Raw genomic sequence first — 23,696 nt, 5'->3', positions numbered from 1 at the left:
TTTGCAAACTATTTCCTAGGTGGCGTCACTTTCGAAAAAATGGCCATAAAGCCATAATTTGCGCAACTATCGTCCGATTCCCCCTGCGCGACAAGGAATTTAAAGTTAACAATGTCTTAAGATGATCCAAGACCATCGCAAAAACGCGTGATTAGGTGTTATATTTCAGTGTGTTGAGCATTTCATCGCCATCGTCCATGTCCTTTCTTTCCTCAGATTTTTCCGCCCTTATCTGAGGCGACCCAGAAGCCCATTGAGAGAATCGATGGGAACCTGACGGAATCACCTCACGCAGGCGACCCACAAATTTGTACGTGGACATCAAAGCGTGGCGCGGCTCTTTTCCCTCACAAACCAATCAGCGAGGAGAAAGCTGCAATGCTTCAGTCGCATTCCCGCCTTGTGCGCAAGCTTCAAGAAGCACTGGGCGATCGTTTATGTATCGCCCTCGACGACCCTGGCGTCGTCGAGATCATGCTCAACCCGGACGGTAAAGTTTTCATCGAGCGGTTAGGGCAGGGCATTGCGCCCGCGGGTGAGATGGCTGCGACAGCAGCGGAAACAATCATCGGCTCCGTCGCACACGCTCTACAATCTGAGGCGGACGATGAGCGGCCGATCATTTCGGGCGAACTTCCCATTGGCGGACACCGCTTTGAAGGGTTGCTGCCCCCGGTTGTCGCGTCCCCAACGTTCACGATCAGGCGCAGAGCCTCCAGGCTGATCCCACTCGACGACTATATCGCTGACAAGGTGATGACGGAGGCGCAAGCCACAGTGATCAGGAGCGCAATCGCGAATCGGCTCAATATCGTGATCGCGGGTGGAACGGGCTCGGGCAAAACGACTCTCGCCAATGCCGTGATCGCTGAAATCATAGCTTCAGCACCGGATGACCGCATGGTCATTCTTGAAGATACCGCGGAAATACGGTGTGCGGCAGAGAATGCAGTGTGCCTGCATACCAGTGACACGATCGATATGGCGCGGCTGCTCAAGAGCACCATGCGCCTCCGTCCCGACCGCATCATCGTTGGCGAAGTCCGCGATGGCGCCGCACTGACGCTGTTGAAGGCCTGGAATACCGGCCATCCCGGTGGTGTCACCACCGTCCACTCCAATACCGCCATGTCCGCCTTGCGTCGTCTGGAGCAACTGACCGCCGAGGTCAGTCAGCAGCCGATGCAGGCTGTGATCGGAGAGGCCGTTGATCTTGTCATCTCGATCGAGCGAGCTGGGAGGGGGAGACGAGTACGAGAGGTCATCAATGTCGAGGGCTTCAGCGGTAGCCGGTACCAGACCGAACATTACGCTCAAATTGATGAGGACATTCATGCTGCATAATCGCTCTCTTCGGCTCGGACTGCTCGCTGCGCTGTTTTGCGCGGCGCTTGCCGCGCCCGCCCTTGCCAGTTCCGGTGGGAGTCTTCCCTGGGAGGGGCCGCTTGAACAGATTCAGGAATCCATCACTGGGCCAGTCGCAGGAGCAATTGCCCTCGCCGCCATGGCGATCGCCGGCGGAATGCTGATCTTCGGCGGCGAGCTCAACGATTTCGCGCGACGCCTCGTCTACATCGTACTGGTCGCCGGTATCCTGCTGGGGGCGACGACGATTGTCGGACTGTTCGGTGCGACCGGCGCGTCGATCGGCATCACTGCCACAAGTTTGCCAGGGACCGTTTCCCAGCCGATGTCCGTTGCAAGAGGGGAGGGGGCCAATGGGTGAGCCGCATTCCGCTCTCCAACGCAATCGCATTCACCGCGCTCTTTCACGGCCAAACCTGCTGATGGGGGCAGACCGGGAGCTCCTGCTTGTCACAGGGCTGGTGGCAATCATCCTGATCTTCGTCGTGCTCACCCTGTATTCAGCGCTGTTCGGCATCGCCATCTGGTTCGTGATCGTCGGCGCACTGCGCATGATGGCAAAATCCGATCCCCTCATGCGTCATGTCTATGTGCGGCATTTGCGCTACCGGCATCACTACCTGCCCACGTCTTCGCCGTGGCGGCGTTTTTAGAGGTGCAATGATGGTCGCTTTGCGTTCCCTTCGCCCGTCCGCACCGTCGTTCGCCGATCTCGTGCCCTATGCCGGACTGGTCGATAACGGGATCATTCTTCTCAAGGACGGAAGTCTCATGGCGGGATGGTATTTTGCCGGCCCTGACTCCGAGAGTGCCACGGATTTCGAGCGCAACGAGCTGTCCCGACAGATCAATACGATCCTTTCACGGCTAGGTTCCGGCTGGATGATCCAGGTCGAGGCCGTGCGCATCCCAACGACTGAGTATCCTTCTGCGGAACGCAGTCATTTCCCCGATCCTGTCACTCGCATGATCGATGATGAGCGTCGCAAGCACTTCGAACAAGAGCGAGGGCATTTCGAGAGCCGGCATGCGCTCGTCCTGACATATCGCCCTCCCGAGCGCCGGCGTTCTGGCGTCACGCGTTATATCTACTCGGACACCGAGAGCCGGACGGCGAGCTATGCCGACACGGTGCTCGACAGTTTCAGGCGCTCGATACGGGAGATCGAGCAGTACCTCGGCAACGTCATCTCAATCGAGCGCATGCGAACGCGTGAAGTACCGGAACGCGGTGGCGCCCGTATTGCCCGCTACGATGAGCTGTTCCAGTTCATCCGGTTCTGCATCACCGGTGAAAATCACCCCGTACGCCTACCTGAAATTCCCATGTATTTGGATTGGCTGGCGACCGCGGAGCTAGAGCACGGCCTAACCCCGAAAGTCGAAAGCCGTTTCTTGGGCGTGATTGCGATCGACGGTTTGCCGGCCGAGAGCTGGCCAGGCATCCTCAACAGCCTCGATCTCCTGCCGCTCAGTTATCGCTGGTCGTCGCGCTTCATCTTTCTGGATGCTGAGGAGGCAAAGCAGCGGTTGGAGCGCACGCGCAAGAAATGGCAGCAAAAAGTACGGCCGTTTTTCGACCAACTTTTCCAGACGCAAAGCCGATCCGTTGACCAGGACGCAATGGCCATGGTCGCGGAAACTGAAGACGCGATCGCCGAGGCATCTTCACAGCTGGTCGCCTATGGCTACTACACGCCGGTGATCATTCTATTCGACGAGAGCAGAGAAAATCTTGCCAATAAAGCCGAGTCCGTTCGACGGCTAATCCAGGCTGAAGGATTTGGGGCGCGGATCGAGACGTTGAATGCGACGGACGCGTTCCTCGGGAGCCTGCCAGGCAACTGGTACTGCAACATCCGGGAACCGCTGATAAACACCCGCAACCTCGCAGACCTGATCCCTCTCAATTCCGTCTGGTCGGGCAGTCCGCTTGCGCCCTGCCCGTTTTATCCACCCGACGCGCCGCCACTGACACAGGTGGCTTCCGGATCGTCACCCTTCCGATTGAACCTTCACGTGGATGATGTCGGGCATACGCTTATTTTCGGACCAACCGGTTCCGGCAAGTCAACGCTTCTCGCGCTCATCGCAGCGCAATTTCGCCGGTATAAGGGTGCGCAGGTTTTCGCCTTCGACAAAGGCAACTCTATTCTGCCGCTGACGCTGGCCGTGGATGGCAATCACTATGAAATCGGCGGCGAGGCAGGAGAGGGGGCTAAGCTTGCCTTTTGCCCTCTCTCCGATCTCTCGACCGATACCGATCGCGCCTGGGCTTCCGAATGGATCGAAACACTCGTCTCCCTGCAGGGTGTCACGGTCACCCCGGACCACCGAAACGCCATATCTCGGCAGATCGGTTTGATGGCGGGGGCGCCAGGCCGGTCGCTGTCGGATTTTGTGAGTGGCGTTCAGATGCGGGAGATCAAGGACGCGTTGCACCACTACACTGTTGACGGCCCCATGGGCCAGCTTCTCGACGCTGAACAGGATTCGCTGACCCTCGGTCAATTCCAGTGCTTCGAGATCGAGCAACTGATGAATATGGGCGAGCGAAATCTCGTGCCCGTGCTGACCTATCTGTTTCGCAGGATCGAAAAGCGGCTCACGGGGGCACCAAGCCTTATCATTCTCGATGAGGCGTGGCTGATGCTCGGCCACCCGGTTTTCCGCGACAAGATCTGCGAGTGGCTGAAGGTGCTGCGAAAGGCAAACTGCGCGGTCGTTCTCGCCACTCAGTCAATTTCGGACGCAGAGCGTTCGGGCATCATCGATGTCCTGAAGGAATCCTGCCCAACCAAGATCTGCCTCCCGAATGGGGCTGCCCGCGAGTCCGGGACACGGGAATTCTATGAGCGCATCGGCTTTAATCCTCGCCAAATCGAAATCGTCGCAGCCGCTATTCCAAAGCGGGAATATTACGTGACGTCGCCGGACGGACGCCGCCTTTTTGATATGGCGCTGGGGCCGCTCACCCTCTCCTTCGTCGGTGCTTCCGGCAAAGCCGACCTCGCTCGGATCCGGGAACTTCTCTCAACCTTCGGCAAAGACTGGCCAACCCAATGGCTCAATGAAAGAGGGATCAATCGCTATGCTTGACCATATCCTATCGCTCAGAAGAAAATCCGCCACCGCTGTCGTGGCGGCTTTTGCAGTCTGCGCTTCGGCACAAGCATTTGCCGGCTCAGCGACGGGCGCTGCCACCGAGTGGACACAGCTTGCCAACAATGCACAGCTCGTCGACCTCCTTAAAAGCTCCGGCCTGCAGGTCGACAATCAGCTGACACAGATCAGTCAGCTGGCCGAGCAGATCCAGAACCAGCTGAACATCTATGAAAACATGCTGCAAAACACGGCGCAGCTGCCCGATCACATCTGGGGCCAAGTCGAAAACGACCTCAACCAGCTCCGGGATATCGTCGATCAAGGACAGAGCATCTCTTTCTCGATGGGGAGCGCAGATGATGTGCTGAAGCAGCGCTTTCAATCCTATGCTGAGCTACAGACTGCCGCCGCCAACGGGACAGACCTGTCCTCGAGCTATGCCAGTTGGTCAGATACCAACCGCGACACCATCGCCAGCACGCTCAAGGCTGCAAGCCTGACGGCTGACCAGTTCGACAGCGAGGAGGATACGATGGACTCCCTCCGAAACATGTCGGAATCTGCCGATGGCCAAATGAAAGCTCTCCAGGTCGGCCACGAGATTGCAGCGCAGCAGGTCGCGCAAACGCAAAAGCTGCGTGGTCTCGTATCCCAGCAGATGACGATGATGGGGACGTGGCTGCAAAGCGAGCAAACCGACAAGGATCTGGCACAGGCACGACGGGAAAAGTTCTTCAACGCGGATACCAGTGCCGTCCCCGAAGGTCAGAAGATGGAGCCCCGCTGGTGAGCCGCGCGATCGTCATTGCTATCGCGCTTTTGGTAGCAGTTGCATCAGTGGCAGCAGCAACGGTATTCATCATGAAGTCCGACGAGAGATCCTCATCCAAAAAGAGCGAGAAATTTTTCGGTGTGAATAAGGACCTGCCCCCGATCGAAAAGGGCCAGGAAATGCGTCCAAGATGGTGAGGGCACGGATCGAGTTGATGCTTCTTGCAACCGGACTTGCCTGCCTTATGCTGGCCGGCCCTGCGTTTGCACAGCAGGGCCAAGTCCTCACGGAGCTTGAAAATCAGGTTTCTTCCGCTGCCAAGGGCTGGGAAACAACCATCATGGATGCGGCAAGGTCTCTGTTCTGGATCCTCGCCGGAATAGAGGTGGGGATTGCCGCAGTGTGGCTCGCCATTCAGTCGGCATCCCTCGACAGCTGGTTCGCTGAGCTTGTGCGGAGGATCATGTTCATCGGTTTTTTTGCCTTTGTTTTGACCCAGGGACCAACGTTTGCCAAAGCTGTTGTCGATAGTCTCTATCAGATCGGGGCCGGTAGTGGGTCAGCTTCGCCCGCGGAGGTGTTCGATGCGGGTATCCGTGTCGCTTCGCAGATGTCGGAACAGGCCAAGTTCGGTGTCTTCGAGGATAATGCTCTTGCGATCGCAGCCGTTCTCGCCATGGGTATTGTTGTGATCTGCTTCTCGCTGGTGGCAGCGATTTTCGTGGCTGTGATGGTCGAGATGTATGTCGGCCTACTCGCGGGAATGATTATGCTCGGCCTCGGTGGATCCTCGTTCACCAAAGACTTTGCCGTCCGATATCTCGTTTATGCTTTCGGCGTTGGCATGAAGCTCATGGCGTTGGTCATGATCGCTAAAATCGGCTCCGGTGTCCTCTTGGGACTTGCTCAGGCCCCAACCGCCGAGACCGACCAGTTCATCACGACACTTGCGATCGCCGGCATCTCGGTCGTTGTGTTTATCATCGCGATGTATGTTCCAAACATCATGCAGGGCGTCGTTCAGGGGGCGTCTGTTTCCGGCGGGATGGAAGCCATTCAGCACGGTGGGCAGGCGGCGTCTTTCGCGACTGGCGGAGCCTTCCTGGCCGCAGGTGCGGCCGGAGCAGGATATGCCGCAGGTCAAGCGGCGCGGGCCGCCGGATCATCCTTTGGAGGAGCGGCTATTCGCGGAGTGGGTGCAGGCCTTGGTTCGGCCGGGCAGGCCGCAGGATCCGCAGCCAAGGAGAAGGCGATCGGGTCACCCGGTGCCTATGCCGGCTCCATCCTTGGCCTGGCGAACGCGAAGCTCGACCAGGCTCGTGGCAAAGGAGCCTCACCCGGTCAGCCGCCGGAGCGGCAGGACAAATCGTAAATTCAAGACAGGGAACACAATATGGCAGCGCAACGCGCCCCCGAGAACCCGTACCTTGCCGCGAGGCAGGAATGGTCGGAACGATACGGCTCTTACGTGAGGGCGGCCTCGGCATGGCGGACGGTCGGCATCTTGAGCCTTGGCATGGCGGTAATCGGTTTCGGCTACTCGCTGTATCTGAGCACGCAGGTCAAACTCGTGCCGTACATCGTCGAGGTCGACAAGCTCGGAAACACCGTCTCGGCAGGATTTCCGCAGCAGATCGAATATGCCGACGCCCGGGTCATCCGGGCAACGCTCGGCGGCTTTATAACCAGTTTTCGCTCCATCACGCCCGACGCCGTCGTCCAGAAACAATACATCGATAGGACCTATGCGCTTCTCAGGACGAGCGATCCTTCGACCCAGAAGATCAATGCCTGGTTCCGCGGCAACTCGCCATTCGAAAAAGCTGTGAATGCGACCGTCGCCATCGAGGTGAACAACATCGTCGCGCTGTCGAACCAGACCTACCAGATCGACTGGACCGAGTATGAGCGCGATCGCAAAGGCAAGGAAATCGCGACACGCCGATTTCGCGGCATAGCCACGGTGGCGATCACCCCGCCCCAGGACGAGGCGACGATCCGGCTCAATCCCATCGGCCTCTATGTCAAGGACTTCGACTGGACCGCGCAACTGTAAGGGCAGGGGACTTCAATGAATACAAGGTTAGAGCGGGCAGCGCTTTGCTGCATGACCGCACTTGCGCTTTTGATCACGGCGACGACAACGGGCTTTACCCAGAACCTGACGACAAATGAGGCTAAGGGAACCACCCTCTCCAACAAATGGCGCGGGCAGCGGGGACTGGTGACGACGGGAGCCGACGGAAAGGTCATCTTCCTGTTCGGTGAGACGCAGCCTTCTGTCGTGTGCTCACCTTTACAGGTCTGCGACATCGAGCTTCAGGGTGGGGAGATTGTGCGCGACGTGCTTGTCGGGGACACGGTACGCTGGAAGGTCGAGCCGGCCACATCCGGTGCTGCAGGGGGCCAAGCAATTCACCTGATCGTCAAACCGTCTGAGGCCGGGCTGGTCACATCGATGGTCGTGACGACGTCGAGGCGCACTTATCATATTCAGCTCAAATCGCATCCAAGCCAGTACATGGCCCGCGTTGGTTTCGAGTATCCGGAGGAGGCTGCGACGAGATTGTCCGACATCAACGCTCGCATTCAGACGATGACCAATGCCGACGGCGGCGTGCCGCCAGAGCAACTTGCCTTCGCCTATTCACTGAGCGGCAGCGCGCCCTGGAAGCCGAAGCGCGTCTATTCGGATGGACAGAAGACCTACATACAGTTTCCGCGAACACTCTCTGGTCAGGATGCGCCGGTCCTCTTCGTGGTCTCTGGCGGGCAAAACCGGATCGTAAACTACCGGATGAAGAACGACATGATGATCGTCGATTACAACATCGACAAGGCTGTCCTTGTTTCGGGCGTCGGCTGGCGTCAGCAGAAAATCACCATCCGGCGGGGAGGCTGATCGATGCGCCTTTGCGTTCTTCCTTTTGCTGCTGGCGTTCTTCTCTCTGGTTGCCAGACCGGAACAGACGCGCCTTCGACGGTAACCGGCCCCGCCGCAAGCGCGATCGCTGGCGACATAGCTGGGCGTTATGCCGAGCAGGCAGGGTCAACCGTCACGCCGATCAGGCTTCACAGCGACGCATCGGAGTTCTCGACCGCGCTCGAGGCCGCGTTAAATGGGTGGGGTTTCACTGTCGTGACGGATGACAAGGCACGCTCCGTCAAAGATACCGCCAAACCGATTGAGCTGGCATATTCGTTGATCGACGTCGACGGACAGGTGCTAGTGAGGCTTTCCAGCGAGACACTCGAGCTTGGGCGGGCCTATTCGGTGTCATCTGGTGGCGCCACGCCGGCGAGCCCGCTTTCATTAATGAAGCGAAACTGAGGAGAGACAGATATGGTCCAGTCGCTCCAGCTCGGCAATCCGAGCAGCGCCTCGCAGGAAAAGGGCATGAAACGGCTCAATCGCCTGCCGGTGTTCTTTGGTATCGGTATCGCAGTCGTCGTCGCCGGTGTCCTTGTCTACGGCATCTCATCCCGGGGACTGCGTTTCGGCGACAGAATTCCGGATGAAGCAGGCTCGAACGTCCCGGCATCGACCTTCGCTGATCAGATGAAGCGCGGGGTGAAAGACGGCATCATCGGGGATCGCGAAGAGCAGCCCGTATTCCAGCCCACGCCTGCAACCCAGACAAAGGTGGAGGCCAAGCCGATTGAAGAAGAGCAGATAAGGCAGCGGGCACGGGAAGAGCGCCGACCGCGAATGGAGTCGGAAGAAGAATGGTTGGCCCGACTTCGCCGCGAGCAGCGCGAACAAGTCCTGCGTGAACAGCAGCGACAGCGTATGGCCAGCCTTCAGGCCCGTGCGACTGCATTTGACTCGCCGCTGAAGGTCGAAATCTCGGAGCTGGGAAATATCTCCAACGACACCAGGACAACGGAGCGGCAGCCGGCCACCAATAACGGTGCCTCTGATCTCTACGCCGCGGCCATGAAATCAGGTTTGGTGGGGCAGAATGTCGATCCAAATGGGCAGACTTCGAAAGAAGATTTCTTCAACGCTGACATCAAGGATCTCGGCTACCTGCCGAACCAGGTTGTACCCCAGCAGTCGCGCTATGAATTGAAGCGCGGCTCGGTCATCCCTGCGACCATGATTACCGGTATCATTTCCGATTTGCCGGGCCGGATCACAGCGCAGGTGAGCCAGCACATCTACGACAGTGCCACAGGGCATTTTCTTCTCATTCCGCAGGGTACCAAATTACTCGGCCGCTATGACAGCAAGGTCTCGTTTGGCCAAAGCCGCGTTCTGGTCGTCTGGACGGATGTCATCTTCCCGAATGGCTCAACACTACAGATCGGTGGCATGGCTGGAACGGACTCGCAGGGCTATGGCGGGTTCTCTGATAAGGTCAATAATCACTATTTCCGCACCTTCGGTTCGGCGGCGCTTGTTGCACTGATTGGTACTGGCATCGATATGGCAGTTCCGGAGAGTTCCACCCTCGCCACACAGGATACAGCCTCTGACGCGGCACGCAGGAACTTTGCGGAGACCTTCGGCCGCGTCGCGGAGCAGACGATTTCCAAGAACCTGAATGTTCAGCCCACCATCCAGATCCGACCGGGCTACAAGTTCAACGTTCTCGTCGACCAGGATATTGTCTTTCCCGGAAATTATGGCGGTTGAGGCGTTGCCGCAACCGCCCTTTGGACAATTCCTGGATCAGGCCGATATGCGCACGGTCTCGCTGTCCGCCTTTTTGTGCGGCCGATATCCTGCATAGAGGGGAGCCCCGACTCCGAGCGCCTGCTGCATGCGCGTGCGAACCTCCTCTGAAACTTCGAAAACACCGCAGCAAACCGGGGAGCGACCATAGCCGTCTGCGCGGCCAACCTCTTCAACGGCGAGCCCCGCCCGACGATAGACGCGCGCCAGGTGCGGCTCGTAGTTCGAGACCAGCGTCTCGATACCGTGCGACAATCCGCATTCGCACAACGCCAGCAACAGCATGCCGAAAGCCTTGCCCGATTCCAGGTTCGGAAAGTCCTCGGAGAGTATTTCCTCATCGAGGCACATTCGCGTCCCTTCGTAGATTCCGGGTGCGATCAGGCTGGCACCCGCAAACGTGTCGCGGAAGACGTCGTAAAGAAGCGTCGGCCCGGTGGTTGGCATCAGCCGCAGCGTTCCGTAAAGGCGATCCGCGCGATCATTGCTCCACATCAGGTAAGCCGGCCGCAGAGCATCGTACTCGTCGCGCTCGCAATCACCATCGATTGTCACGGCCCAACCGAGTTGATCGTGAAACACGCGTTTGCGCAGGCGAAATGCCTGATCCATGAGAGCCTGATAACGGGTGTATTGATGCGCTTGAACCAGAATGAACAAGGTTTATCTCCAGCTGTTGATCTTGGCTGGAAGATGCCGCCTGGCGGAGGAGCCAGATATTCCCGCATATGGTCAGACCCATATGCGGGTATTGTCAAAGGCTGGCGGGCGGTCGGCTCATATCGTGATCACGCGTAGCTTCAGGGCAAGAGTGGCCGCCGCCGAGATCGTGGCGCAACCGAGTTTTGTCCTCGCCGACTTGATGTAGCCGCGGGTCGTGTGATGCGAAAGGCCGAGAATAAGCGCGATATCTTTGTAATCTTTGCCGAGCGCGCTCCAGTACAGGCACTCACGTTCCCGCGGACTCAAGACCGGGATCGGATCGCTCGCTCCATGTAGCTCGAACACTGCCATCTGGTGGACGAGATACGCTAGATCGACCCATTCACTCCGATGAGCACTGACCAGAACCTCCCAGTCTTCGGCGGTGGCGTCCGAATTCAAAGAGAGGATGGCACGACGGCCGGCTTTATCCGATATCGGGATGGAAAAGCCAAAGCGGCCGATCCCATGGCGTATTGCGTCTTCCAGAAACACCTGCATCTCGGGCGTGACGTCGAGTTCTCGCCAATCGAATGGCAGTTGGCGCAGAAAGCCCTCGCGCGCGGCAGGATCGATGGTGACATAGCCCTTCAACAAATAGGTGGATACCCACGCATCCGGGTAGGTCGTGCGCACGAACGGAGCATCAAAATCGCCGATCACAGTCGAAGCGAGATGGTAGGTTATGAAATCGACGCGATAAACCGACTGTATCAAATGGAGTGCGTCGGTCACCGCGCCCGCCTTTGCAAGGCGCTCCTTGACGTCAGAAAAATCGGCGAGAGGTCCTGTCAATATACGCTTCCTAAGCACTGCGGCCTGACAATCGGCCTCAGAGATCGAATGATCAGCCAAAGGAGTTCGGCAGCGATGCAGAACTTGATGGGATTGTGCCGTAACCTGATTGCTTTCTCGGTTCAAACGCAACTTCCCGGCGAGGATAGGCATTGCTATGCGGAGGTTAATTTAGTTCGACGATTGGACGATCCTTCGTTTCAGTTTGGACACCAAAACGACAGCGACTCTAGGCTCCTTCTTCAATCGCTGGCCGCGAGCCGACCTCGGACGCCAACAAATCTGCGGTGGCGCGGATGAGGTTAGGTCGCTATAAGCGCTGGTGAGGCAGTACGCGCTGCCTCCGGGCTTAGTAACCCGACGCATGCCGGTTTGGCGTCCGCCGTTAGGGCGCCGAATTCCTCGACCTATGGTCGGGGAGCCATGGACGTATGTCCAGGTTCCTCGGAACTAAAGGTCTATGGGCCGGCGCATGCTCGGTTACTAACTCCCCGATCGCCAGGGGTCAGGAACTATGCGGGGGCGCACCGCGCATTCCTGTTTTGGGAGTTGAACATGGACGCCGACGACCGATTGAATGGCGAGGCAGTCGATCTGAAGCCGCTGATAGGGCTCTTGAATGGGCTTCCGTCACCGCTCGTTGAGCGTCTCACGATCGATGCAATCCGCGAACATCGGGATCTATTGGAGCGGGCAGAAAATCTGTTCAATGAACTGCCGGCTGACGTTAAAGCCGGCAAGGAGCTTGTTAGCGATACCCATATTGCCTATCTCGAAGCAACCATCAGGATGCACGCGCAAATGTCGGCGCTGACCACCCTCCTGCACATTCTGGGCTATACGCCCAAGGCCTGACCCGCCAGATCAGCCTAAATCAGGCCGCGTCGTATAGCCAAAGCCACCACCTGCGCATGATTGGCCAGATTGTAGCGCGTTCTGACATCGTCAATCGCAGAGCGGACGCCAGCATACTTTGCCTGCTCCAGTTCAGCGATCACCTCGACCGTTTTGCCAAGCGACAGCCAGCGAATGTAGTTTACCTGCTTCGGCGTCAGGACGATCTTTTCCTCGATGGAGGGCGTGACCCGCATGTGCTCAAGACGCGTATGAAGCTGGGCGACCGCTGAGGCAGCCATAATCGCATCGATCTCCATATCACTAGCAAGCGAAGGCTTCGCCGATGCAAAGGTCAGCATGGACATCGCACCGTTGGCGGTGGCGACCGGGATGGAAACGCCCGAGCGAATGTTGAAATCAGCGGCTTTCGAAAAGAAGTTTTTCTGCTCTTTTGACAGCGAGCTCTTGTCGGCTTCGCCGGACCAGGCGAAAGCGCGCCTTATAAGCTGGGCCTGCCGCATGACCGGATCGATGAACCGGTAGTCCAGCGTGTCATAGATTTTCTGCCAGTCGATATCGTAGTTGGAGACCGCATAGGTCTGCCCGGGACGAATGTTTACGAAGGCATAGCCCACAAAATCGAACCGATCAGCAAGATTGGCCAGGGCGCCCTTCACCATGGACTGATCGTTTCCGATCACGGTGATATCCAGCAGTTTCTCGACCCAGTTTGACATCCATACTCTCCCTGTAAATCGCACCCGTTGCGCGGTGGCGAAATGCGTCGGCAGTCAGAGGGACCGCGACGCGCGCGAACAGTGACCTGGTAAAGAATGAAGCATATTCAATCGCATAAGTTGACCATCATGGAATGGTTTTCTAAATCGTTTCCGCGAGATTGAAAACCTCGGAATTTGTTTATTCGCGGAAAACGTGTCGGGGTGTCGACCGACCTCACTTTTCAGACAGTGCGGTCCATCCACCTGTTATTGTCTTTAAAAATGTCCTATATCTGGACTGTCATTAGAGAGAGACCATGTTGCAGCTTACACACGATACCGAACAGCTTGCCCGAAAGGTTGCGGCCCGTGTGGGCCGTAGACCGGATGATCTTATTCGCGCGGCGCTCGAACGTGAGGCTGCGGCGCTTGGCGTTTCCACTGATTTGCCTGTTCGCAACCGCATGACCGTCGAGCAGATGATGGCCGTCGGCGAAAAGGTCTCGGCCCTGCCGCTGTTTGACCCATCGTCGCCGAAAGAGATTCTCGACGACCTGAACGAACAATGATCGTCGTCGATTCCTCCGCAGTAGTCGCCATCCTCGAACGGGAAGACGACAGTGCTCTTTATGCTCGCGTAATTCAGGATGCCGACGATCTCACTATGTCGGCCGTCAACGCCCATGAATGTGCGGTCGTTCTACGACGCCGTAGAGGGCCGGAGGGTGAGCGAATCCTCTGGCTCTTTCTGACAGACAACGGCGTCCAGATCCTGCCCTTTGATGAGGAGCAGGCTCGAAGAGCTTCAGAGGCCTTCGGAAAGTACGGCAAGGGCATCGATGCGAAGGCCAGGCTTAACCTTGCCGACTGTGCCGCATACGCGCTCGCCAAAAGCCTTTCGGCGCCTTTGCTGTTCAAGGGAGATGACTTCATACACACCGATATCGAAGTCGCGGCACGGTAGGCACAAGTGTCCGCGCCGGGCTATCTTGACGCTCGAACTCCCAGTTTGGTGGATAGCCTTGACGAGCTCAGTGTCACGAACACACTGCCGGATTGCAGCGTTTGGGCGTTACTGCCCGCCGATCCGGGACAGATCGACCCGAATTCCCGCAGTCCCAACCTCCTTTTCGTCTGAGGGCTCCCCTTCGCTCTGCGAGGCGGTGGCATCATCAGGTTTGTCCGCGGCATCCGAAGAAACTTTCTTCCGATCGACGATCGTTCCACCTGGATCCTCCGCCTGAAACACGCTTTCACCTTCGAACTGGCCGGTGTTCCAGGCGTAAACGGCATCTTCGAAGATCTGCGGAAGCACCTCACTGCTCGTTGGGTTGCCATACCACTTTGAAACGATGCGCATGATCTTGGAAAACATCTTCGTCCCCATGCGAAGGTTTTCGCAAGGCTCCATCAGATCTGATTTCAGCTCGGATGCGTCCTTCACGCCGACACCCGCCGGGAACTGTGTAAGGCCCACACGCACGACGGCCTGCCCGACATACTGGCGTATGATCTCCATAGCCTCGTCGGGCGTCTTCGGTTTTGGTACGAGGATGAGCCGCCCTCCGGCTTTGACGGTAACGGCCAGTGGATCGCCCGGACCGACAGCGGCTACGAACTGCTCGACGATGGCGGGTTTCAGCGAGGGATCGGCGCATTCCGCGATAAAGGCAGCATCCATGACGAAGGCTCCAAAGTTCAGGTATTGAAGGAAATCACAAGGGGGACGCCGAACAGGGCGGACCAGGCTTTGGCGCTCGCGCGCTGGATAGCGATGATGTTGCCACCCGTCGTCCACCAGCCATTGCCGATCAAAACGATCGCGTCGGGTCGATGTAGCATCGACTGGAGAATGGGCCAAAGTACGAGCTGCTCGTAGCAGATGAGCGGTGCGATCTTTCGGCCCGCGACCTCGACGACAGGATTGGCGAAGAGGTTGGCGCGGGCGCCGCCGGTCTCTCCTGTCCATCGCTCCCATGGACGCCACATCGAAACCGGCACAGGCATGCGCTCGCGATAGAGGACACGCCCCCCATGCGCATCAATAGCGACCATCACATTGTCGTAGCCATTCGCATCTATCACGGCCGCACCGGCTATTACCGTCACACCGGTCCCTTGCAATTCTTCCCGCCAGAGACGTTCAAGGGTTGGCGTCCAGAAGCCCAGCGCGCTCTCTGGCAGAACCACCACAGCTGCGTCAGATCCCGCAGCCTCCCGAACGAACGCGATCAGATGGCGTTGACGTTCCAGCCAGCGGTCACGGCCAAGGCTTGCACCCATTTCAAGCTCGACACCACGCCACCCCTCCGCTAGAATCTGATTTGTCCCCGATGCGGCGGACCAAAGCCATAGACCTGACAGGGCAATGGCGATAGCCGGCCCGATCCGGGTTACGAGACCGATCAGGCCGGCTGTCAACGCGAGAAGCCCCCACCATCCCCATTCTGGAAACAGTATGCCGGCCGCCGTCAGCGGATGCGCCCAGCCTGTGATCCCGAGCGGGGGCAGACCGGTGAGAGCCAAGATGAGGAGATATCGCACCGCTTTTACCAAGCCCGACCGTGCTGTCCAGAATACCGCATGGACGGCAACGAAGGACGATGCCGCAGCTATCCAGAAGCAGAGCCCGACCCAGAGATCCGCAGCAAAGAACTGGGCGACGCCGGACGGCAAAGCCCGTGACGCCGCCAGGAAATAGCCGGCCGCGACGAGAGCTGCCGCGATCCGCGTCGGCGATCGAGCCCAAAGAAGCGGAAAGAAGGTTGCCGCAGGCAGCAGGAGCGCCTGGCCGCTCCAGCCGACCGCCCCGACGACGACTGCAAGCGGGACAAGAACGGCAGTCATCATGACCTCACGGCGCATAGGTCAACACCTCTTGCGCCAGACCGAGCACGCCGGACTCAGGCATCGGACCGAAATACCGGGAATCCCATGATCCGATGAAGTCGGAATGCAAATACACCTCTCCGGGTCGCACCATTCCGCTTTGATCGTGCAGAAGAGATCGCCCCTGTCCGTCCTTCTCCATGATGCGGGAGCCGGGGATCGTTACGCCATCAATGGCGATGCGATCGGTGACGTCCACGCGCTGTCCCGCCACCGCGATGACAGTCTTGATCAACGGCCCGAACCCGCCGGGGCAAAGTCCCGGGCGGAGATAGCCACGCTGCCTCGCCTCGCGCATGACAGCATTGTCAGGCGGGCAGACGAAAACCGTTTCCCCGGATCGGGCCGCGCGCGTCAGCTGAATAATGCGCCAGAGGCCGAGCGGCTCACTGGGCGTCGTGTTGATGCGCAGACCACCAACCCAACCGGCCGCAAAGAGGACGATCAACAGACCGGCTGCCACGGATAACGTGAAACATGCGCGGCGACGTTGACGAGGCACCGTGCCACCTTCAAGCATCATCATGATCATTTGAGGGAAATCCCCTTGGTCTGGGTTCGCCGCGCTGTTTCAGCCTGCTTCAATGCCAGCGTGGTGCGCTCGTGCGCGGCGAGTTGCTGCACAGTGCGCATGCTGTTCCAAGCCGACTGCACTTCGCTTTTCTGCGAAGGGTTCATGCCGGCCGTCAATTTGTGAAAGGTCTCGCCGTTTGCATCTTTCGCAGAGATCGGCAGCAGGCTGCGTTCTCCGAAACGCTCGGACACAGCCTTGGCGAAGCCTTCAAGTTCAGCTTTCACGTTTCTGTCGGCCAGCGCATATTCGAGACCGGCGGGAAGATCGTTGCGATCGATCGCATCGCGGATCCGCTCAAGCGTTTGCCTGGCCGATGGCGAGAGGGCAGGGATGTCGATGGAGACCTTGAGACGGATTGCCCGCTCTTGCGCTTCATGCTTGCGCTCCGCCTCGACGCGCGCCGTCACATACCGCTCGAGGTTTCGCGCCAGGGCAGGCGCGTTGACAAGCGCCGTGTCGCGCGCCGCCTTCTCATTCGCTCCGGCGAAGATGCCGGTCTTGCCTTTGAGCGCTCCAAAACTTTCCGGCTCCGCTACGATCTTCGCAAGCGTTGTCTGCGCTCTTGCCGGATCCTTTAGTATGGCGTCGATATTGACCGCCTTGAACGCGGTCTCCGGCTCGGCGAAGACTTGGGTAAAGCGTGTCGTGACCTCCTGCCATTGCTTCTTCAGTCCGGGATCGGCGACTAGGCGATCCTCAACGGCATGGTCGATCGATTTCGGGAACGTGGTGATGCCTGATACCATTGGCTTTGCCTCCATGACGGGGTTCGGGGTCATTTGGGTATTCGGGCCCTTGAGACCGAGCTGTGCGCCGATCGTCGCCAGGCGGGCGGTGAGATTTAAGAGCTTCTGTCTCTGGCGAACGGTCCAGTCGACGCGGTCGCGAACGAGGGTGCGCGCGACGTTGACCAGATGCAGGCCGCGCGCGTCGGCGAAGCGAAGGGCCGCCCGATAGAAGACGCCCTTCTCGTAGTCGAGCGTCGTTTCCTTTGCGTTCTTGCGCGATAGAAGCTCGGTAAGGCCACCCGCCTTGGCGAAGGACCGCGAGCCATAATAGACGCCGAGATCCTCTCGATGACGGGTCATTGCCACATAGGTCAGGTGACGGTCGAGGGAGAGCGAGGCCAGAACCTTGACCCTGTCGACGGTCGCGCCCTGGCTCTTATGGATCGTCGTCGCGTATCCATGATCGACGTTGTTGTAGAACCGCTGCTCTACGCTGATAACTCGGCGATGTTCGCCTTCGCCGATCTCGGCCAAGATATGCCCGGGAGCGGCATCCACGATCTTTGCCAGCATACCGTTCTTGACGCCCAACGAGCCTTCATTCTTCAAGAAGACGATCTGGTCGCCAGCGGCAAAATGACGGATACCGTCTTCCGTCTTGAAGGCGTGACCGGCTCCGACAAGTCCGCGCTCCACCAGCTTGGCGCGCGCCAGCGTATTGAGCATCCGCACGTCGCGGCGAAGGTGGGCGAGGATCAGCGAGGACCGGGCCGGATCGTACTCGCGGTTCCAATCGGAAATAAGGTTTTCGACAGCTTGCGACTTCAAGGTCGATCCCATCATCCGACCGTTTGCACTGTAGGACTCGATAGCCTTGGCGATGTTGCCGCGGGCGAGATCGAGCGACGCGTCGCGCATCCATTGCTCGTGCTGGCGATAGATGGTTTCGAGTTCGGCGTAGCCGATGCGATCAGCGATGGCGCGGAAGGCGGCGCCTGCCTCGATCGGCTGCAACTGTTCGGGATCACCGATGAGAACGAGCTTTGCCCCGCGCACCGTCGCCTCTTCAACAAGCTGCGCCATCTGTTTCGAAGAGACCATGCCGGCTTCGTCGAGGACCATGACAGTCTTGTCGTCGAGCTGGTCGCGACCTTGAGCCCAGCGCAGTTCCCAGGACGACAATGTGCGGGAAAGCACACCCGCTTCCTTTTCCAATCCTTCGGCCGCCTTCCCCGCCAAGGCGGCACCAACGACACGACAACCGGCCGCTTCCCAAGCCTCGCGCGCCGCCTTCATCATCGTGGTTTTGCCGGCGCCGGCGCGGCCGATCACGGCTGCAATCCGCTCTGGACCTGCAACATGCTCGATGGCCGTTTTCTGCTCATCCGAGAGGCGCTCATGGCGGTCGAACACCGCTTCGATGATCTTCTGCCGGACGCCGTGTGACGATCGCTGTGACAGCCAGATCGACCGGTTTGCCATCTCGGCCTCGATGCGGATCATCTCGCGCGTCGTGTAGCGGGCTGGCGTCCTGACACCGGAGGTAAAGTCTACCCGCTCGCAGTCGAGACGCAGCACGTCCAGATGCTGCATGATCCGCGCCATCAAGCTCTGGAAGAGAGCTGCGTCGTCGACATAGCGATGGAGGATCTTCGCCACGTCCTGGTTGCTGAACACGCTCTTCTCCCGGGTGATCAGATCGAGCACGATACCGGGATTGCGCTGGATGCGCCGGACATTGTCCGCGCGCCGCTCCTCCTGCAATTCGATCCGCTCGAGCGTCCGTGACCGGGCTGTGGCCGGCCCGTTTTCCGTTTCCGATTTTCGCTCGATAGCTGTCGCGCCGACCCCGATATGAATGGTCGGTGTCAGGTCGATACCCTGCTTTTCGAATGATCGGCCATCGATGCGGATATCCAGCCCGGCAAGCGCCAGGTGGCGATTCTGGACAGCAAACCATCCGTCACGAAAAGCATTGAAGTCCTCAGTGCCACCCGCCCAGAGTTGATAGATGATTTTGCCGGCGTCATTGCGAATGGGCTGGCCGTCTGGTCCAAGAACAGCGACTTTCTTGGCACCGAACCCGTCCCCGCTCAGAGGCCGCAATGTCGTCATCAGGTGGACATGCGGGTTGCCGGGTGCATCGTGATAGACCCAGTCCGCGACCATACCCTTCGACGTGATATGCTCGGCAACGAAGTCTCGCATCAGCGCGATGTTCTGCTCGGAGGATAGCTCGATCGGCAGCGCGATGGTCACATCCTTGGCAAGCTGGGCATCGACCCGCTTCTCGAACACCTCGACCTTGTTCCAGAACGCTTCTGAGGCTCCCGAGACCGATCGATCGGCAATCATGGCGCGCAGCCAGTTTGGCGCATCGGCAGGGATCACGAACTCCTCGTGCAGAAGACCCTGCTTCCTGGTGTAGTCGATTGTGCGTGCTTCCCGCTCATACTCCATCCTGGCGCAGTGCCGGTAGGCCGCAGACAGCACTGCGCTGCGGCCAGAGCCACGGGCGACGATGCTGACTGAAAAATGCGGGACGGCCACGGGTGGAGCGCTCCTTCTTGCGAACGAAATCAACAGGTTGATCGCAAGAGGTGGCCCCGCCAGGGGGCAAAAGCAGAACGTCGCGTCAGCGACGTATAATTGCGCCCTTGGATCCGCTCTTGTCGAGCGGCGGGATCATTCGCCAAATGCTGACGCTTTGGCGAGGTACAAATTTGTACCTGTCCTGCCGGGGAAAAATCGGGGACTCTCATCCCACCATTCCACGGATATTACTGGAGATTGCATCCCGATGAAGAAGCCAACGTCGAAAATCCGCGAAGAACTTGCCCGCCTGCAGGAACAGCTGAAGCAGGCGGAAACACGCGACGCCGAACGCATCGGCCGCATTGCGCTGAAGGCGGGGCTCGGAGAGATCGAAATCGACGACGCCGATCTTCAGGCGGCGTTCGAGGAGGTGGCGAAGCGGTTTCGCGGAGGTAGAGCCGGATCGAACGGAAAGGAAAAGAGTGCCGCTGGAACGACCGGAACGTCGACGGCCACGTCGCTCAGTGCTGGCGCGGCTGCGGGCCAGGCTGGCGAGGCTTGAGCGGATGCAACGGCTGACCACAGCAGAGGCAAGAAAGAAGGATGCTCGCGAGAAGATCGAATTGGGCGGCCTGATCGTCAAAGCAGGCCTGCGCTATGAAAAACGCGCGCTGTTGCTCGGTCTGTTGATCGAAGCGAAGACGAGGATCAAGGCCGATGAGGCGGAGCGATCCCGTCTGATCGCAATCGGCGCGGAGGCATTCGGCAATGACAGCGAATAGGATCCTGCTCGCCGTTGTCCCGATGCTGATGATGATAGCCATCGCCCTCGCGTTGCCGGGGATCGAACAGTGGCTCGCCAGTTTCGGAAAAACGGCAGAGGCCAAATTGACCCTCGGCCGAATCGGACTGTCGCTGCCCTATATCGCAAGTGCTGCGATCGGGCTGATCTTTCTCCTCAGTGCCCAGGGATCGGTCAACATCAAGACCGCAGGGTGGGGCGTCGCTGCCGGATCGGGCGCCGTCATCGCCATTGCCGTCGTTCGGGAAGGAATGCGGCTTTCGCAATTTGCCGGACAGGTGCCTGCGGCGAGGTCGATCCTGTCCTACGTCGACCCGGCAACAATGACAGGTACTGCGACAGCTCTCTTCTCTGGCATGTTCGCGCTGCGGGTAGCGGTGATCGGCAACGCGGCATTCTCGCGTTCCGAGCCGAAACGCATCCGGGGTAAACGCGCGCTGCACGGCGAGGCGGAATGGCTGAAACTGCCGGAGGCAGGGAAGCTGTTCGCAGAGGACGGCGGCATCGTCGTCGGCGAGCGATATCGTGTCGATCGCGACAGCACGGCGGCACTCTCGTTTCGGGCCGATATGCCTGAGACATGGGGCGCCGGGGGCAAGTCACCGCTGCTCTGCTTCGATGGTTCGTTCGGATCGTCACATGGCATCGTTTTCGCCGGCTCCGGCGGTTTCAAGACTACGTCGGTGACAATTCCAACGGCGCTGAAATGGGGCGGCACGCTGATCGTACTTGATCCATCCAATGAAGTGGCGCCGATGGTCAAGGCGCACCGGATTAAGGCCGGCCGTGATGTCATCGTGCTCGACCCGAAAGATCCCGATATCGGGTTCAATGCCCTGGACTGGATCGGTCAGCATGGCGGGACGAAGCAAGAGGATATCGCTGCGGTCGCCTCGTGGATCATGAGCGAAAGCGGCCGCGCCAGCGGCGTACGGGACGATTTCTTTCGGGCATCCGGCTTGCAGCTGCTGACGGCGATCATCGCCGATGTCTGCCTCTCGGGTCATACGGAAAAGAAGAATCAGACGCTGCGGACCGTGCGCATGAACCTCTCGGAACCGGAGCCGAAGCTGCGCGCGCGGCTTCAGGAAATCTACGACAACTCCGAGTCCGATTTTGTGAAGGAGAACGTGGCAGCGTTCGTGAACATGACCCCGGAGACATTTTCCGGCGTCTATGCCAATGCGATCAAAGAAACCCATTGGCTGAGCTATCCGAACTATGCCGGTCTCGTGTCCGGTTCGACCTTTTCGACCGATGACATCGCATCGGGAAAGACCGACGTGTTCGTCGCCCTGGATCTTAAAACGCTGGAGACCCATGGTGGTCTGGCAAGGGTGATCATCGGCTCATTCCTGAACGCCATCTATAATCGTGACGGGGCGATGCCGGGACGCGCTCTGTTCCTTCTCGACGAGGTCGCTCGCCTGGGTTTCATGAGGATCCTTGAGACGGCACGCGATGCCGGCCGCAAGTACGGGATCACGCTTCTGATGATCTATCAGTCGATCGGTCAGATGCGCGAAACCTATGGCGGACGCGACGCCACCAGCAAGTGGTTCGAAAGCGCGAGCTGGATCAGTTTCTCAGCGATCAACGATCCGGAGACCGCGGACTATATCTCCCGGCGTTGTGGAACAACGACAGTCGAGATCGATCAGGTCAGCCGGAGTTTTCAGGCGAGGGGTTCGTCACGAACCCGATCGAAGCAGCTGGCCAGCCGACCATTGATCCAGCCACACGAAGTCCTCCGCATGCGTGCCGATGAGCAAATTGTGTTCACCGGGGGAAATGCGCCGCTTCGATGCGGTCGCGCGATGTGGTTCCGGCGAGCCGACATGAAGTCCTGCGTTGGCGATAACCGCTTCCATGGAAAACGTGGACCTTTGGATATGAAGGTCTGAGGGACAACCCGGACCCGAAGATCGAGCGATGAGATATTGGGAAGCCTGCGAGGCACAGGTCACGGCAGAAGAGGCAATCGAAGAATGCCGCATCCATCAAATTGAGGCAATCGTTCGCGACAGCGATAGCGCTTTGGTGGATGTCATGACCGGTGATGTCATCGCTCATGCAGACGAGCAAGCCGACTATTGTGGCGCCGATATTCTCGGTTACCTGGGATACTGATCAGTGGAAGTCGGCTATCGCGGGAGGATCGTTACCGGGATCGGCGAAGACCACAGTTGGGCTTCGTTCGCTTCAGCGAATAGAGCCGTACGCCAAAGGCGGACCGCCCCGCGCTCCTTCTGTCCATACTTCACAAAACTGAATCGTTCCGCGACCATCGATTCACAACTCTCGTTGGACGCATGGGCCCGATTGCGCGATTCTCTCACCATGATCGCCCAGCCCTATCACCTTTATGTCGAACGCACGAATGCTGAGAAAAACATGGCGCGCTTCTATGCCATGTCGATCGAACCGACCCTCTTCGGAGAGGCCTGTCTTATGCGGCGCTGGGGACGCATCGGAACCAGAGGCCAGCTAAAGGTTCATCACTTCGAGCAAGAGAAAGACGCGGTTGAATTGTTCCTCGATCTCGTCAGGCAAAAACGCCACAGGGGATACCGTACAATCAACTCGGCTCAACATACGTACCGGGACAGCTTGCAGCGGCGTTAGCGCCAGCTTCACCGAAGAGCGATATGAAAACCATCTCTGACGGATCGAACTCAAATTGAGACCCATGGAATTGCAGCAGAATGACCATAGCCTTCGGCCAGAGGTCCGGTATCCCGTGAGAAAGATCATCGTCGCGATCGCAGTATCCGGCTGTGCGCTGGGCGCTCACATATTTGGGATCGTTCCAGTCGCCGAGGCTGCGAGCTTGGTCATCAGTCCGGAGACGACATACCGGAAATGTTTCGGTGGTGATCGCTTCGCCTGCGTCGTGGACGGAGATACTCTCTGGGTTGAGGGCGCAAAAATCCGCATTGCCCATATCGACGCTCCCGAGATCAGCGAGCCGAAATGCGCAACGGAGCTGGCGCTGGGAAATAGAGCGACCGATCGCCTGATCGAACTGGTCAATCAGGGCTCCTTCAAGCTTCGCGCATGGCCCGGACGCGACGAAGACAAGTACGGTCGCAAGCTCCGCGTCCTCATCCGTGACGGCAGGAGCCTCGGTGATATCCTCGTATCGGAAGGCCTGGCCAGAACCTGGACGGGCCGTAGACAGCCCTGGTGCTGAAA

Annotated in this window: 27 protein-coding genes; 20 read left to right on the top strand and 7 right to left on the bottom strand. The window is 58.8% G+C overall.

The window, feature by feature from the left end:
• The first annotated feature begins 378 nt into the window (after window positions 1-378).
• Genes trbB through trbI form a run of 11 tightly spaced genes read left to right on the top strand, consistent with a single transcriptional unit; the run spans window position 379 to window position 9,881 of the window.
• Window positions 379-1,344: a P-type conjugative transfer ATPase TrbB gene (trbB, locus tag FS819_RS27380; protein WP_052821131.1), complete on the top strand. Its 966-nt coding sequence runs from the start codon at window positions 379-381 to the stop codon at window positions 1,342-1,344.
• Window positions 1,334-1,726, top strand: a complete 393-nt coding sequence (locus FS819_RS27375) for a TrbC/VirB2 family protein (protein WP_070149950.1) — start codon at window positions 1,334-1,336, stop codon at window positions 1,724-1,726. Before trbB ends, FS819_RS27375 begins: the two co-directional genes overlap by 11 nt.
• Entirely contained in the window at window positions 1,719-2,018 is a 300-nt protein-coding gene (locus tag FS819_RS27370; protein WP_015647762.1) for a conjugal transfer protein TrbD, read from the top strand. The genes FS819_RS27375 and FS819_RS27370 overlap by 8 nt, the downstream gene beginning before the upstream one ends.
• 10 nt (window positions 2,019-2,028) lie before the next feature.
• Window positions 2,029-4,464 carry a conjugal transfer protein TrbE gene (locus tag FS819_RS27365; RefSeq protein ID WP_070149974.1) on the top strand — a complete coding sequence of 812 codons (2,436 nt, stop codon included), beginning with the start codon at window positions 2,029-2,031 and terminating at the stop codon, window positions 4,462-4,464.
• Complete coding sequence (trbJ, locus tag FS819_RS27360; RefSeq protein WP_081341786.1) at window positions 4,457-5,260, top strand: P-type conjugative transfer protein TrbJ; 804 nt, start codon at window positions 4,457-4,459, stop codon at window positions 5,258-5,260. The genes FS819_RS27365 and trbJ overlap by 8 nt, the downstream gene beginning before the upstream one ends.
• Window positions 5,257-5,439, top strand: coding sequence for an entry exclusion protein TrbK (gene trbK / locus FS819_RS27355; RefSeq protein ID WP_070149949.1), 183 nt, complete (start codon window positions 5,257-5,259; stop codon window positions 5,437-5,439). Before trbJ ends, trbK begins: the two co-directional genes overlap by 4 nt.
• 17 nt (window positions 5,440-5,456) lie before the next feature.
• Window positions 5,457-6,614, top strand: a complete 1,158-nt coding sequence (gene trbL, locus FS819_RS27350) for a P-type conjugative transfer protein TrbL (RefSeq protein ID WP_418883887.1) — start codon at window positions 5,457-5,459, stop codon at window positions 6,612-6,614.
• Between the two features lie 21 nt (window positions 6,615-6,635).
• Complete coding sequence (locus FS819_RS27345; protein ID WP_070167299.1) at window positions 6,636-7,298, top strand: conjugal transfer protein TrbF; 663 nt, start codon at window positions 6,636-6,638, stop codon at window positions 7,296-7,298.
• A 15-nt stretch (window positions 7,299-7,313) separates the two neighbouring features.
• The gene (gene trbG / locus FS819_RS27340; RefSeq protein WP_070149946.1) at window positions 7,314-8,144 is read left to right on the top strand and encodes a P-type conjugative transfer protein TrbG; all 831 of its coding nucleotides are present in this window, start codon (window positions 7,314-7,316) and stop codon (window positions 8,142-8,144) included.
• Between the two features lie 3 nt (window positions 8,145-8,147).
• On the top strand, window positions 8,148-8,573 hold the full coding sequence (trbH, locus tag FS819_RS27335; protein WP_234624959.1) for a conjugal transfer protein TrbH: 426 nt from the start codon (window positions 8,148-8,150) through the stop codon (window positions 8,571-8,573).
• A 12-nt stretch (window positions 8,574-8,585) separates the two neighbouring features.
• Entirely contained in the window at window positions 8,586-9,881 is a 1,296-nt protein-coding gene (gene trbI, locus FS819_RS27330; RefSeq protein ID WP_070167298.1) for an IncP-type conjugal transfer protein TrbI, read from the top strand.
• A 36-nt stretch (window positions 9,882-9,917) separates the two neighbouring features.
• Here the strand turns inward: trbI and FS819_RS27325 are convergent, their stop codons facing one another.
• Window positions 9,918-10,580 (bottom strand): acyl-homoserine-lactone synthase, encoded by a 663-nt coding sequence (locus FS819_RS27325; RefSeq protein WP_070149943.1) that lies wholly within the window; start codon window positions 10,578-10,580, stop codon window positions 9,918-9,920.
• A 117-nt stretch (window positions 10,581-10,697) separates the two neighbouring features.
• Window positions 10,698-11,417, bottom strand: coding sequence for a helix-turn-helix transcriptional regulator (locus FS819_RS27320; RefSeq protein WP_267967339.1), 720 nt, complete (start codon window positions 11,415-11,417; stop codon window positions 10,698-10,700).
• A gap of 555 nt (window positions 11,418-11,972) precedes the next feature.
• Between FS819_RS27320 and FS819_RS27315 the strand changes: the two genes are divergently transcribed.
• On the top strand, window positions 11,973-12,272 hold the full coding sequence (locus FS819_RS27315) for a transcriptional repressor TraM (protein ID WP_070167297.1): 300 nt from the start codon (window positions 11,973-11,975) through the stop codon (window positions 12,270-12,272).
• Window positions 12,273-12,286: 14 nt separating this feature from the next.
• On the opposite strand, the gene traR is transcribed toward FS819_RS27315, so the two are convergent.
• Window positions 12,287-12,991: an autoinducer-binding transcriptional regulator TraR gene (gene traR / locus FS819_RS27310; protein ID WP_015647751.1), complete on the bottom strand. Its 705-nt coding sequence runs from the start codon at window positions 12,989-12,991 to the stop codon at window positions 12,287-12,289.
• Between the two features lie 299 nt (window positions 12,992-13,290).
• Here traR and FS819_RS27305 point away from each other — a divergent pair, with 299 nt between their 5' ends.
• Together FS819_RS27305 and FS819_RS27300 are read left to right on the top strand one after the other, a co-directional pair.
• Window positions 13,291-13,542: a hypothetical protein gene (locus tag FS819_RS27305; RefSeq protein ID WP_018326249.1), complete on the top strand. Its 252-nt coding sequence runs from the start codon at window positions 13,291-13,293 to the stop codon at window positions 13,540-13,542.
• Complete coding sequence (locus FS819_RS27300; protein WP_018326250.1) at window positions 13,539-13,937, top strand: type II toxin-antitoxin system VapC family toxin; 399 nt, start codon at window positions 13,539-13,541, stop codon at window positions 13,935-13,937. The genes FS819_RS27305 and FS819_RS27300 overlap by 4 nt, the downstream gene beginning before the upstream one ends.
• Before the next feature lie 108 nt (window positions 13,938-14,045).
• Here the strand turns inward: FS819_RS27300 and FS819_RS27295 are convergent, their stop codons facing one another.
• The 4 genes from FS819_RS27295 to traA are packed head-to-tail and all read right to left on the bottom strand — an operon-like array spanning window position 14,046 to window position 19,714.
• On the bottom strand, window positions 14,046-14,654 hold the full coding sequence (locus FS819_RS27295; RefSeq protein ID WP_070167296.1) for a TraH family protein: 609 nt from the start codon (window positions 14,652-14,654) through the stop codon (window positions 14,046-14,048).
• A gap of 17 nt (window positions 14,655-14,671) precedes the next feature.
• Window positions 14,672-15,838 (bottom strand): conjugal transfer protein TraB, encoded by a 1,167-nt coding sequence (locus FS819_RS27290; RefSeq protein ID WP_070149940.1) that lies wholly within the window; start codon window positions 15,836-15,838, stop codon window positions 14,672-14,674.
• Window positions 15,828-16,394, bottom strand: coding sequence for a conjugative transfer signal peptidase TraF (gene traF / locus FS819_RS27285; protein WP_081341785.1), 567 nt, complete (start codon window positions 16,392-16,394; stop codon window positions 15,828-15,830). The genes FS819_RS27290 and traF overlap by 11 nt, the downstream gene beginning before the upstream one ends.
• Window positions 16,391-19,714: a Ti-type conjugative transfer relaxase TraA gene (traA, locus tag FS819_RS27280; protein WP_070149939.1), complete on the bottom strand. Its 3,324-nt coding sequence runs from the start codon at window positions 19,712-19,714 to the stop codon at window positions 16,391-16,393. Before traA ends, traF begins: the two co-directional genes overlap by 4 nt.
• 250 nt (window positions 19,715-19,964) lie before the next feature.
• Between traA and traC the strand changes: the two genes are divergently transcribed.
• The 6 genes from traC (at window position 19,965) to FS819_RS27250 (ending at window position 23,694) form a co-directional block, all read left to right on the top strand.
• On the top strand, window positions 19,965-20,261 hold the full coding sequence (gene traC, locus FS819_RS27275; RefSeq protein ID WP_070149938.1) for a conjugal transfer protein TraC: 297 nt from the start codon (window positions 19,965-19,967) through the stop codon (window positions 20,259-20,261).
• 4 nt (window positions 20,262-20,265) lie between these two features.
• Entirely contained in the window at window positions 20,266-20,481 is a 216-nt protein-coding gene (gene traD, locus FS819_RS27270; RefSeq protein WP_015647743.1) for a type IV conjugative transfer system coupling protein TraD, read from the top strand.
• Window positions 20,468-22,405, top strand: a complete 1,938-nt coding sequence (gene traG / locus FS819_RS27265) for a Ti-type conjugative transfer system protein TraG (protein WP_070149937.1) — start codon at window positions 20,468-20,470, stop codon at window positions 22,403-22,405. The genes traD and traG overlap by 14 nt, the downstream gene beginning before the upstream one ends.
• Window positions 22,406-22,433: 28 nt before the next feature.
• A complete protein-coding gene (locus FS819_RS27260; protein ID WP_070149936.1) occupies window positions 22,434-22,631 on the top strand; it encodes a hypothetical protein in 198 nt (65 codons plus the stop codon).
• 210 nt (window positions 22,632-22,841) lie between these two features.
• Window positions 22,842-23,126, top strand: a complete 285-nt coding sequence (locus FS819_RS27255; protein ID WP_070149972.1) for a WGR domain-containing protein — start codon at window positions 22,842-22,844, stop codon at window positions 23,124-23,126.
• 64 nt (window positions 23,127-23,190) lie between these two features.
• On the top strand, window positions 23,191-23,694 hold the full coding sequence (locus tag FS819_RS27250; protein WP_070149935.1) for a thermonuclease family protein: 504 nt from the start codon (window positions 23,191-23,193) through the stop codon (window positions 23,692-23,694).
• Window positions 23,695-23,696: the final 2 nt, after the last annotated feature.

The sequence above is a fragment of the Allorhizobium sp. Av2 genome, from assembly GCF_021462805.2.
GTDB lineage: Bacteria > Pseudomonadota > Alphaproteobacteria > Rhizobiales > Rhizobiaceae > Allorhizobium > Allorhizobium vitis_G.
Note: the sequence above shows the minus strand (reverse complement) of the source record. Positions and strands in the feature narration are given on the sequence as shown.